Source organism: Hydrogenophaga sp. (genome assembly GCF_026125785.1).
In the GTDB taxonomy this organism is placed as follows: Bacteria; Pseudomonadota; Gammaproteobacteria; order Burkholderiales; family Burkholderiaceae_C; genus Hydrogenophaga.
Window position 1 is genome coordinate 57,186 of sequence record NZ_JAHCKL010000022.1, and the last position, 11,286, is coordinate 68,471.

The 11,286-nt window shown below is 67.7% G+C and carries 11 protein-coding genes and 3 tRNA genes; 11 read left to right on the forward strand and 3 right to left on the reverse strand.

The genetic code is table 11. The annotated features are described in order from the left end of the window. Positions 1-5 precede the first annotated feature (5 nt). Together KIT53_RS16965 and KIT53_RS16970 are read right to left on the reverse strand one after the other, a co-directional pair. Positions 6-2,084, reverse strand: coding sequence for a TonB-dependent receptor (locus tag KIT53_RS16965; protein ID WP_297755011.1), 2,079 nt, complete (start codon positions 2,082-2,084; stop codon positions 6-8). Between the two features lie 102 nt (positions 2,085-2,186). Further along, entirely contained in the window at positions 2,187-2,600 is a 414-nt protein-coding gene (locus tag KIT53_RS16970; protein WP_297755014.1) for a DUF2946 family protein, read from the reverse strand. A gap of 91 nt (positions 2,601-2,691) precedes the next feature. Here KIT53_RS16970 and gph point away from each other — a divergent pair, with 91 nt between their 5' ends. Continuing rightward, entirely contained in the window at positions 2,692-3,354 is a 663-nt protein-coding gene (gene gph / locus KIT53_RS16975; RefSeq protein WP_297755016.1) for a phosphoglycolate phosphatase, read from the forward strand. On the opposite strand, the gene KIT53_RS16980 is transcribed toward gph, so the two are convergent. Next, the gene (locus KIT53_RS16980; protein ID WP_297755019.1) at positions 3,346-3,960 is read right to left on the reverse strand and encodes a chalcone isomerase family protein; all 615 of its coding nucleotides are present in this window, start codon (positions 3,958-3,960) and stop codon (positions 3,346-3,348) included. The two genes, gph and KIT53_RS16980, sit on opposite strands and share 9 nt — an antisense overlap. A 365-nt stretch (positions 3,961-4,325) precedes the next feature. On the opposite strand from KIT53_RS16980, the gene trpE reads away from it, so the two are divergent. The 10 genes from trpE to KIT53_RS17030 all read left to right on the forward strand — a co-directional run bounded on the left by trpE (position 4,326) and on the right by KIT53_RS17030 (position 11,237). Continuing rightward, a complete protein-coding gene (trpE, locus tag KIT53_RS16985; RefSeq protein WP_297755023.1) occupies positions 4,326-5,825 on the forward strand; it encodes an anthranilate synthase component I in 1,500 nt (499 codons plus the stop codon). Further along, positions 5,822-6,424 carry an aminodeoxychorismate/anthranilate synthase component II gene (locus KIT53_RS16990; protein WP_297755026.1) on the forward strand — a complete coding sequence of 201 codons (603 nt, stop codon included), beginning with the start codon at positions 5,822-5,824 and terminating at the stop codon, positions 6,422-6,424. Before trpE ends, KIT53_RS16990 begins: the two co-directional genes overlap by 4 nt. Beyond that, positions 6,421-7,494 (forward strand): low-specificity L-threonine aldolase, encoded by a 1,074-nt coding sequence (gene ltaE, locus KIT53_RS16995; RefSeq protein ID WP_297755028.1) that lies wholly within the window; start codon positions 6,421-6,423, stop codon positions 7,492-7,494. The genes KIT53_RS16990 and ltaE overlap by 4 nt, the downstream gene beginning before the upstream one ends. Before the next feature lie 12 nt (positions 7,495-7,506). After that, a complete protein-coding gene (locus KIT53_RS17000; protein ID WP_297755030.1) occupies positions 7,507-8,145 on the forward strand; it encodes a LysE family translocator in 639 nt (212 codons plus the stop codon). Between the two features lie 28 nt (positions 8,146-8,173). Next, positions 8,174-9,229 (forward strand): anthranilate phosphoribosyltransferase, encoded by a 1,056-nt coding sequence (gene trpD, locus KIT53_RS17005; RefSeq protein ID WP_297755033.1) that lies wholly within the window; start codon positions 8,174-8,176, stop codon positions 9,227-9,229. A 7-nt stretch (positions 9,230-9,236) separates the two neighbouring features. After that, a complete protein-coding gene (trpC, locus tag KIT53_RS17010) occupies positions 9,237-10,037 on the forward strand; it encodes an indole-3-glycerol phosphate synthase TrpC (RefSeq protein WP_297755036.1) in 801 nt (266 codons plus the stop codon). 8 nt (positions 10,038-10,045) lie between these two features. Then, positions 10,046-10,774 (forward strand): uracil-DNA glycosylase, encoded by a 729-nt coding sequence (locus KIT53_RS17015; protein ID WP_297755039.1) that lies wholly within the window; start codon positions 10,046-10,048, stop codon positions 10,772-10,774. A gap of 68 nt (positions 10,775-10,842) precedes the next feature. Beyond that, positions 10,843-10,928, forward strand: a tRNA-Tyr gene (locus tag KIT53_RS17020). Positions 10,929-11,006: 78 nt separating this feature from the next. Beyond that, positions 11,007-11,080: transfer RNA gene (locus KIT53_RS17025), tRNA-Gly, on the forward strand. An 82-nt stretch (positions 11,081-11,162) separates the two neighbouring features. After that, positions 11,163-11,237 (forward strand) — tRNA-Thr (locus tag KIT53_RS17030). The last annotated feature ends 49 nt before the right edge of the window (positions 11,238-11,286 follow it).

An 11,286-nucleotide genomic window follows, 5' to 3' on the forward strand; every position in this document is an offset into this window, starting at 1 on the left:
ACGGGTCAGAACTTCATCCGCGCACCGACGTAGAGCGAGCGCGGCTCCCCGGGCGTGAGGATGGCGGCATTGGCCGCCGCCACGTCGCGCACGCTGAAAAGGGCCACGTGGTTCTTGTTGGCCAGGTTGCGCGCTTCCGCGAACACTTCCCAGTCCTTGCCGGTCCAGCCTGCGCGCAGGCCCCACAGGGTGTAGCCGTTCACTTTGTAGGTGTTGCTGAAGTCGGCCCAGCGGCTGCCGACGATGTCGATCGTCGGTCCGGCGAAGAAGCCGCTGGCGTGGCGGTACAGCACCTCGCCGCGCAGCGCCACCTTGGGAGCGGCGGGCAGCACGTTGTTGCCGTAGGTGCCGTCGTTGCGGAAGCGGAAGTGGTTGACGGTGAGGTTGACCATCGGCTCGATGCGGTGTTCGCGCGATTCGCCAAACGCGAAGCTGCCCCCGACCAGGGCTTCAAGGCCCGCGTGCACCGTGCCGTCGACGTTGATCGACAGGCTGGTGCCGGGCGCGGTGGGGTCGTCGCGGGAGAGGATCTCGCTGCGCAGCCGGGTGTGGTACAGCGCCACGTCCCAGCGCCAATGGTTGCGCTGGCCCAGGTCCTGCGTGCCTCGGGTGCCGATCTCGAACACCGTGCCGCGCATCGCGTCCAGCAGGGTACCGCGCGGGCCACCGGGCGTCTCGTCCTCCAGTTCGTACAGCGTGGGTGCCTCGTAGATGCGGCTGACGTTGGCGAAGAGCTGCGTGGTGGGCGTGAGCTGGCGGATGACGCCGGCGCGCGGGTTGACGCTGTGGTAGTCGCCCTTGAGGTTGGCGCTGCTGACCTCCCGGCTGGTGGTCAGCGCCTGCGCGCCGTAGACGGCGGTCCAGTTCGGTGCGAACTGCCAACGGTCCATCACGAACAGCTCCAGGCTGTCGGCGCGGTTGTTCACCGCGGTCGACAGCGTCTGCGCGCCACCGGGCACATAGCTGTAGTTGCCGCCCTTGACGGTGGTGCTGGCCCAGTTCAGGCCCAGCAGCAGGTCGTGCGCACCCATGCGGCGCTGGTAGCGCACCGTGCTGCCCAGCGTGCGCTGCTGCGTGTCGATCAGCAGGGAAAAGAAAGGGGGTGCATAGACGATGGGGTGGTAGAGCTGCTGGTCTTCGTAGGACAGGCCCACGGTCAGCTTGCTGTCGGCGTCGATGTCCCACACCGTCTTGTTGGCCAGGCGCCAGGTTTCCACGTTGTAGCGGTAGTTGCCCGCCACCGCAGCTGCTTCGGCCTGCCTCGGGTCGTCCAGCCATTGCTGGCGCGTCAGCACGCCTGGCAGTTGCTGCTGGTTGTCCACGTAGGTGGCGTAGAAGCGGGTCTGCACGGCGTTGGAGAGCTGCAAGCCGCCGTTGGCGTACAGGCCGGTGCGCTGCTGCTTGTGGTGCAGGCGGTAGCCATCGGCCTGGCGTGTCTCGGCGGAGATCAGGCCGTCGAGGTTGCCGGAGCTGCCGCCCACCGTCACCCGGCTTTGCCACTGGCCGTGGCTGCCGGCGTTGAGCAGCAGCTCATTCGGCGCGCCGTCGCGCGCCGTGGGCGTGACGAAATCGATCGCGCCGCCGAGCGTGCTGGCCCCATAGGTCAGCGCGTTCGCGCCGCGCGCCACCACCGCATGGCTGGCGGACAGGGGGTCTACCTGGCGGTTGTGGTTGTTGCCATCGGCAGCCGTCACCGGCAGCCCGTCCTGCAGCAGCTTGATGCCGTTGCCGTCGTAGTTGGTGGCGTCCAGGTTGGAGCCTCGGCTGGAGAGGAAGGAGGAGTCGCCGGTCGAGCCGCTGGCGGCCCACAGGCCCGGCACGTAGCGCAGCATGTCGCCCAGGCTGGTGACGTTGCGCTGGCGCAGGCTTTCGCCGTCGACCAGCGACACGCCGCCCGGCGTCAGGGCCTGCTCGGTTTCCAGTTCCTGGCGGGCCTGGTCGGTGACGCGGCTGGTCTCGATGACGACGGTAGGCAGCTGTGGCGCTGCCTCCATGGGTGGCGGGGGAGGCGGTGTCTGCGCGAGGGCGCAGGGTGCGAGCACGGCGGCGCAGAGCGCGACGCGCGAAGAATGTTTCGGTTTCATGATGTGGCTGTCCAGGGTCGGGCCAGGCTGCCAAGGCAGCGCCGGGCCGGGTGAGGGCATCGACCGCAGCTCGAACGACGAGCGCGGCGGAAGAGGGGGTGGTCAGGACCTGGAGGTGGGCGGGCCGTGCGAGGGCGGTCGCAGAGCCTCTCGTGGCAGCACGGTGGCGGGCCGTCCGGCCGGCACCTGGTGCTCGCGGGCGTCCGGCAGCCAGGTGGCCATGGCGGGCGCGGGCGGCAGCGCCGGTGCGTGGACCACCGCGCACAGCTTGGCGCAGGCGGCCAGGTGCTCGGCATGGGCCCCGTCCAGCTTCAGCGCCTCGCGGATCTCCGCCGGCAGCGCGGCGGCGGCCTCACGGGCGCTCGAAGGGTCGCCGCACCATGCGGACATCGCCCCGCGGTCCGAGGCGATCGCCATCGCCGCGTGCGCCACCGGCATGCACAGTTGCATGAGCACGGCCCACAGGACCAGTGTCCAGGCCAGGCGCAGGCGCAACAGAGAAGGGCGGCGGGGCATGGGGGCGCATTGTAGTGAGCGGACCTGGGCGGACGTCCACGACAATTCATGGTTGCGGTTTTTGCTGTCTCCTGTCATGACTGTTTTCCCCATGTCTTTGCCGAGCGCCGTCATCGTCGACCTGGACGGCACCATGGTCGACACCCTGGGCGACTTCGACGTGGCGCTCAACCGCATGCTGTCGGAGCTGGGCCGGCCCGCGGTGGCTCGGGCCGACATTGAGCGCATGGTCGGCAAGGGCTCGGCGCACCTCATCCTTTCTGCGCTGCGGCATGGCGGGCTCGATGAGCGAGGGGCGGCCGCGTTGCAGGCCGAGGCCTGGCGGCGCTACCAAGCCCATTACCTGGCCATCAACGGCGCGCACAGCACGGTTTACCCCGGTGTGGTCGAGGGCCTGTCCGTCCTGCGCGGGCGCGGCCTGCCGCTGGCCTGCCTGACCAACAAACCGCTCGCGTTCGCGCGCCCGCTGCTGCGGGCCAAGGGCCTGGATGGCTTCTTCGCGCACATTTTCGGCGGCGACAGTTTCGAACGCGCCAAGCCCGACCCGCTGCCGCTGCTCAAGACCTGCGAGGCCCTGGGCACACCGCCCTCACGGACCCTGATGGTGGGAGACTCGCAGAACGATGGCCTGGCTGCCCGGGCCGCCGGTTGCCCGGTGGTGCTGGTGACCTACGGCTACAACCATGGCGAGCCGATAGACCAGGCGCCGCACGACCGGCTGATCGACTCGCTGGCCGACCTGCTGTCAGCGTGAGGGCTTGCCCAGCAGGGCTTCCTTGAGCATCCAGTCCGCGGGCCTGGGTCCCAGCCAGATGCGCATGAGGGCGTCGAAAAACTCGGGTTCCTTGAAGGGCTCGCCTTCCACCTTGCCCTTGACCGTGATCACGGTTCCCGTGCTCGGGATCCAGTCGACCAGGAAGTTCTCGCCAGCGAGCAACTTCTTGTGGTTGCTGAAGATCTGGCTCATGCGCAGCACCCCGGGGATGAGCTTGGAGAAGGCCGTCCGGTCCATGTTGTCTTCCATGCCACGCGAAAACAGCTTGCCCAGTTCGGCGGAATCGATGTCGCGCAGCATGGTGATGGTCATGCGCTTGGGGCCCGGGGAGGCCAGCACGGCCTCGGGCGTGTCGGCCTTCTGCGCGAGGTAGAGACCCGCGGTGTAGACCTTGAACACCGCCTTGTAGCGGATGCCCGCGCCATTGAGCAGCAGCGGTTTGTCGGCCAGGGTGATGCGATCTTCCAGCCGGACGCCGCCCACGTCCAGCGCGGCGGCGCCGGCCTGCGCGGGCAGCCACAACGTCAGGCCCAGCAGCATGGCGGCGAGGCTGGGTTTCAGTGGGATGGGACGGGTCTGTTTCATGGCGGGAGGGGGGTCTGGCAGGCGGAGCCCAGGGTGCGCGAGCGGAGGGCTTGCAGGCGGATTGTGCGCAGATTGGGCCGTGGCCGTGACGCCTTTGCTACACTGCACCACCATGTTCAACCCATGCACGATCCTCTCAGGTGGTCTGCCGAGCCGCAATGGCCGGGGAGCCTGGCCCTGGCGCAAGCCAGCGTAAACGTGCACTCCTCCCCCCCGGGGCGGGCTTCGCGCAGCAGGGCTACACCCTTCGCGAACGTTCACCCCACACCCGAGACCGGCGGCCTCGCTGACCGGATGGCATGGACCCCAGCGCTCCCCGACCCTCCACCTGAACGGGACCGGCAGCGCCGACGGAAAGAACGAACATGATCACCGAACTGGAATTCAAAAGCCTGACCCAGCAGGGCTACAACCGCATTCCGCTGATGACGGAAGCCTTCGCGGACCTGGAAACCCCTCTCTCGCTCTACCTCAAGCTGGCCCATGGCCGGGGCGACGGCAAATACAGCTTTCTGCTGGAGTCCGTGGTGGGCGGCGAGCGTTTCGGCCGCTACAGCTTCATCGGGCTGCCCGCGCGCACGCTGCTGCGCTCCAGCGGTTTCGGCGCGGAGGCCCGGACCGAGGTGGTGCGCGATGGCGTGGTGGTGGAAACCGCGGTGGGCGATCCGCTGGACTTCATCGCCTTGTACCAGCAACGCTTCAAGGTGGCGCTGCGCCCAGGCCTGCCGCGTTTCTGTGGTGGACTGGCCGGGTACTTCGGCTACGACGCGGTGCGCTACATCGAAAAGAAGCTGGAATCCACCTGCCCGCCGGACACCCTGGGCTGCCCGGACATCCTGCTGCTGCAATGCGAAGAGCTGGCGGTGATCGACAACCTGTCGGGCAAGCTGTACTTGATCGTGTACGCGGACCCTGCGCAACCCGAGGCGTACGCGAATGCCAAGAAGCGTTTGCGCGAACTCCGCGAGGCGCTGAAGTATTCGGTGAGTGCGCCGATGGTCAAGCCCACGCAGAGCTACCCGGCTGAGCGGGATTTCGCCAAGGCGGACTACCTGGCCGCCGTGGACCGCGCCAAGGAGCTGATCGCCGCTGGCGATTTCATGCAAGTGCAGGTGGGCCAGCGCATCAAGAAGCGCTACACCGAGTCCCCGCTGTCGCTCTACCGCGCGCTGCGCTCGCTCAACCCTTCGCCCTACATGTACTACTACCACTTCGGTGACTTCCATGTGGTGGGGGCATCGCCGGAGATCCTGGTGCGGCAGGAGCAGACGCCCGAAGGGCAGAAAATCACCATCCGTCCGCTGGCCGGCACGCGGCCGCGCGGCGCCACGCCCGAGAAGGACAAGGCCACCGAGCTGGAGCTGGTGAACGACCCCAAGGAGCGGGCCGAACATGTGATGCTGATCGACCTGGCGCGCAACGACATCGGCCGCATCGCGAAGACCGGCACCGTCAAGGTGACCGAGGCCTTCGCGGTGGAACGCTACAGCCACGTGATGCACATCGTGAGCAACGTGGAGGGCATGCTCAATGAAGGCATGACCAGCATGGACGTGCTCAAGGCGACCTTCCCGGCTGGCACGCTCACCGGTGCCCCCAAGGTGCATGCCATGGAACTGATCGACCAGCTCGAACCGACCAAGCGCGGCATCTACGGAGGCGCCTGTGGTTACCTCAGCTACGCTGGCGACATGGATGTGGCGATCGCCATCCGCACCGGCATCGTCAAGGACCAGACGCTCTACGTGCAGGCTGCGGCGGGTGTGGTCGCTGACTCGGTGCCGGAGATGGAATGGAGAGAGACCGAACACAAGGCGCGCGCGCTGCTGCGCGCGGCCGAACTGGTGGAGGAGGGGCTGGAATGAGCGCGAACAAGGCGATCCGTGTCCTGATGGTGGACAACTACGACTCCTTCACCTTCAACATCGTGCAGTACCTGGGCGAGCTCGGGGCGAAGGTCGAGGTGGTGCGCAACGACGAGATCACGGTGGACGAGATACAGGCGCGGCTGGATGCCGGGGCGCTCGACCGCCTGGTCATCTCGCCCGGCCCGTGCTCGCCGGCGGAGGCGGGCATTTCTGTGCCAGCCATCCAGCATTTCGCGGGCAAGCTGCCCATCCTCGGCGTGTGCCTGGGACACCAGAGCATCGGCGCGGCCTTCGGCGGCCGCATCGTGCGTGCGCAGGAGCTCATGCACGGCAAGACCAGCGTCATCACCACCACGCAGCAAGGGGTGTTTGCCGATCTGCCCCGGTCGTTCACCGTCAACCGCTACCACTCCCTGGCTATCGAACGCGCGAGCTGCCCGGACTGTCTGGAGGTCACGGCCTGGACCGACGATGGCGAGATCATGGGCGTGAAGCACCGAACGCTGGCGATCGAAGGTGTGCAGTTCCACCCCGAGAGCATCCTGACCGAGCACGGCCACGCGATGCTCGGAAACTTCCTGGAGCAGAAGCCATGAGCACCACCGTGGACCTGAGAAGCGACACCGTCACGCAGCCCACGCGCGCCATGCGCGAGGCCATGATGGCGGCGCCCTTGGGCGACGACGTGTTCGGCGACGACCCGTCGGTGCAGGCGCTGCAGGAGCGCATCGCCGCCATCACCGGCAAGGAGGCGGCGCTCTTCATGGCCAGCGGCACGCAGAGCAACCTCTGCGCCATGCTCGCGCACTGCGGGCGGGGTGACGAGTACATCGTCGGCCAGAACGCGCACACCTACCGCTACGAAGGCGGCGGCGCGGCGGTGCTGGGCAGCATCCAGCCGCAGCCCCTGGCGCAGAACGCGGTGGGGCAGATGCAGTTGGCCGACATCGAGGCGGCCATCAAGCCGGACGACCCGCATTTCGCGCGCACCCGCCTGCTGTGCCTGGAGAACACCTGGAACGGCCATCCCATGCCGGAGTCCTATCTCGACCAGGCCACGGCCGCGGCGCGCGCGCACGGCCTGGCCACGCACCTGGACGGCGCGCGCGTGTTCAATGCCGCTGTGGCAGCCGGTGGAGACCCCTACGCCGCGGTGCGCCGCATCGTCGATCGCTTCGACAGTGTGTCGGTCTGCTTCAGCAAAGGCCTGGGGGCTCCGGTCGGTTCGGCGCTGTGCGGCTCGCGCGAACTCGTCGATCGCGCGCTGCGCTGGCGCAAGATGCTGGGCGGTGGCATGCGCCAGTCCGGCCTGCTGGCCGCCGCTGCCCACCACGCGCTGGACCACCACGTGCACCGCCTGGCCGACGACCACGCGCTGGCGCAGCGGTTGGCGCAGGGCCTGGCAGGCATCCCCGGGCTGTCGATCCGCTCGGCGCAGACCAACATCGTCTTCGTCGACGTCGCCGATGGACGCGGCCCCGATCTGCTGGCGCACCTGGCGCAGGACGGCGTGCTCGCCACCGGCTTGATCGGTCTGCGCTTCGTCACCCACCTGGACGTCGATGCCCAGGGCATCGACCGCACCATCGCCAGCGTTCGTGCCTTCTTCGCACGGGGGGATGCCGCGCAGCCCGCGGGGCAGGCCTCGCGCCCCGACGTCTACTGATCCGTTGCCGCCATGCCGGATCTGCCCCAACTCCTGCTGTTCATGGCCGCTGGCTGGCTGCTCAACCTCACGCCGGGCCCGGACGTGCTGTACATCGTCAGTACCTCGCTGCGAGGTGGTGCGCGCGCCGGCATGGTTGCCGCGCTCGGCATCTTTGCCGGTTGCTTCGTGCACGTGGCGATCGCCACCGTGGGCCTGGGTGCCTTGCTGGCGGCGTCGGCCACCGCGTTTCTGGTGGTCAAGTTCATCGGCGCCGCCTACCTGTTGTGGATGGGTGTGCGCCTGCTGCGCGCGTCCGGCCCGGGCTGGTCGCCCGCCGCCGCGCCGGCCGAGCCCGATCTCGGGCGGGTGTTCCGCCGGGGCTTTCTCACCAACGTACTCAACCCCAAGGTGGCGCTGTTCTTCCTTGCTTTTCTGCCACAGTTCATCGCTCCGGACGCGAGCCACAAGGCGCTGGCCTTTCTGGCCCTGGGCGTCCTGTTCAGCGTCAACGCGCTGCCCGTGACCTTGGGCTACGCCTGGCTCGCGGCCTGGGCCGCGCGCCGCGTACAGACCATGCGTCGCGCCATGCACTGGCTCGACCGCGCCGCCGGCCTGCTGTTCATCGGCTTCGGCCTGCGGCTGGCCCTGGCCGACCACCCTGCCCGCTGAGAGAATCCGAACCGCACTGGAGACCGCCATGCCCCACACAAGCGCCCACGTCCACAAGATCACGCCGCAGGAAGCCCTGCAGCGCACCATCGAGCACCGCGAGATCTTCCACGACGAGATGCTGCATCTCATGCGGCTGATCATGAGCGGAGAGATGTCACCGGTCATGATGGCCGCGCTCATCACCGGCCTGCGCGTGAAGAAGGAGACCATCGGCGAGATCACGGCCGCCGCGCAGGTCATGCGCGAGTTCTCCACCAAGGTGCATGTGGCCGACAAGACCCATCTGGTGGACATCGTGGGCACTGGAGGCGACGGTTCGCACACCTTCAACATCTCCACCTGTGCCATGTTCGTGGCCTCCGCCGCCGGTGCGCGTGTGAGCAAGCACGGCGGACGCAGTGTCTCCAGCAAGAGCGGCAGTGCCGACGTGCTGGAAAGCCTGGGCGTGAACATCAACCTCTCGCCCGAGCAGATCGCGCGCTGCATCGAGCAGGTCGGCGTGGGCTTCATGTTTGCACCGAACCACCACCCGGCCATGAAGAACGTGGCGCCGGTGCGGCGCGAACTGGGCATCAAGACCATCTTCAACATCCTGGGGCCGCTGACCAACCCGGCATCCGCGCCCAACATCCTCATGGGCGTGTTCCACCCGGACCTCGTCGGTATCCAGGTGCGCGCGCTGCAGCGCCTGGGCGCCGAGCACGCGGTCGTGGTCTACGGCCGCGACGGCATGGACGAGGTGTCTCTGGGCGCGGCGACCCTCGTGGGTGAACTGCGCAATGGGGAGATCTCCGAGTACGAGATCCATCCGGAAGATTTCGGCATGACCATGGCCAGCAGCCGTGCGCTGCGCGTGGAAACCCCTGAGGCCTCGCGGCAGATGCTGCTCGGCGTGCTCGAATGCCGGGACGACCCCGCCTTCAAGGCGGCCAGCGAGATCGTGGCCCTCAACGCTGGCGTGGCCCTGTATGCCGCGAACGTGGTGACCGGCATGGAAGAGGGCATTGCACTGGCGCGCCGCACCCTGGCTTCGGGCGCTGCCTTGGCCAAGCTCGAACAACTCAAGGCCTTCGCCGGCTGACCCCGACATGAGCGACATCCTGCAGAAGATCGTGGCCGTCAAGCGCGAGGAAATCGCGGCGGCGCAGAAGAAGAAACCGCTGGAGGCCGTGCGCTTCGACGCCGAGAGCCGCGTGCTCACGCGCGATTTCGAGGGTGCCTTGCGGGCCAAGATGGCCGCCGGCCAGGCCGCGGTGATCGCCGAAATCAAGAAGGCCAGCCCCAGCAAAGGGGTCTTGCGTGCCGAGTTCATCCCAGCCGACATCGCGCAAAGCTACGCCGAAGGGGATGGCCAGGTCAGCGCGGCCTGCCTGTCCGTGCTGACGGACCGGCAGTTTTTCCAGGGCAGCACCGACTACCTCAAGCAGGCCCGCGCCAGCTGCGACCTGCCGGTGCTGCGCAAGGACTTCATGGTCGATCCCTACCAGGTCTACGAGGCCCGGGCCATGGGGGCCGACGCGATCCTGCTCATTGCGGCCTGTCTCGACGATGCGCGCATGGCCGAACTCGAGGCCGTCGCGCAGACGTTGAACATGGCGGTGCTGGTCGAGGTGCACGACGCGGCTGAGTTGCAGCGCGCCTTGCGCCTGAAGACCCGCCTCGTGGGCATCAACAACCGCAACCTGCGCACTTTCGAGGTGTCCCTGCAGACCACGCTGGGCATGCTGGCCGATGTGCCGGCCGATCGCCTGCTGGTCACCGAGTCGGGCATCCTGGCCCGCGCGGACGTGCAGACCCTGCGCGCGGCGGGCGTGAATGCCTTCCTGGTGGGTGAGGCCTTCATGCGGGCGCCCGAGCCGGGGCTGGCGCTGGCTGAGCTGTTCGCCTGATCCGCGCCATGCAAGCTTCCTTTGAAGGGTTGGAGCCCGCCGCCGCGCGCCTGCTCGACGCCGATCCCCTGGGTTGGCCGGTCTCGCCAGGCTGGGCCGATCGCGTGGCCGCGTTCTGGCTCAGCGCGCCGGGCCAGGGCCTGATCGACTTCCTCCGGCAGCGGCTCGCGCAAGGAGCCTTGGTCTATCCGCCGCATCCGCTGCGCGCGCTCGAGCTCACGGCGCTCGGCGACGTGCGGGTGGTGATGCTTGGCCAGGATCCCTACCACGGACCCGGCCAGGCCGAAGGGCTCGCCTTTTCCGTCGCGCCAGGTGTTCGGGTGCCGCCCAGCCTGCGCAACATGTTTCAGGAAATCCAGCGCGACCTGGGGCAGCCCATGCCTGCCGACGGTTCGCTGGTGCGCTGGGCCCGCCAGGGCGTCCTGCTGCTCAACACCTGCCTTACGGTGGAAGACGGCGAGCCCGCCAGTCATGCTGGTCGGGGTTGGGAAGTGCTTACTGACGATCTGATCCGCCACATGTCGACAGAAGGGGGGCCGAAGGTGTTCATGCTCTGGGGCGCCCATGCGCAGAAGAAGCTGGCCTTGATCGATCCGGCGCGTCACCACGTGTTGTGCGCCAACCATCCGTCGCCCCTGTCGGCGCGGCGCGGCCCGGTGCCCTTTGTCGGCTGTGGCCACTTCGGACAGGCCAACGGGTGGCTGCAGGCCCAGGGGCTGGCGCCGATCCGCTGGTGATCCGGGTCAGGATGGGGAACAGCCTTCGCCATGACCAAAATCCATGGCATAATATAAGGCTGCACTACGGAGGGGTGCCCGAGTGGCTAAAGGGGGCAGACTGTAAATCTGTTGGCTTACGCCTACGCTGGTTCGAATCCAGCCTCCTCCACCAGTGTTTGATGTGACGTGCTAGCGAATGGGAAGCCGCGCCGAGAGGTGCATGCAGCCTTGTGGCTGCAGGCCTGTCCAGGCGGGAGTAGTTCAATGGTAGAACCCCAGCCTTCCAAGCTGATGACGCGGGTTCGATTCCCGTCTCCCGCTCCATGTCCCGTCGCAGGCCTGGTGCACCTCGCTGAGGTGGTGTGTTGATGAGTGTTTCGAGGTGTCCGGTCCGTCGGATGCCTTGGCCCATGTGGCTCAGTGGTAGAGCACTCCCTTGGTAAGGGAGAGGTCGCGGGTCCGATTCCCGCCATGGGCACCAATGTTTCGTGTGTTCCGGTGTTTTCGGCAGTTTGATTTTGGAGCTGAAG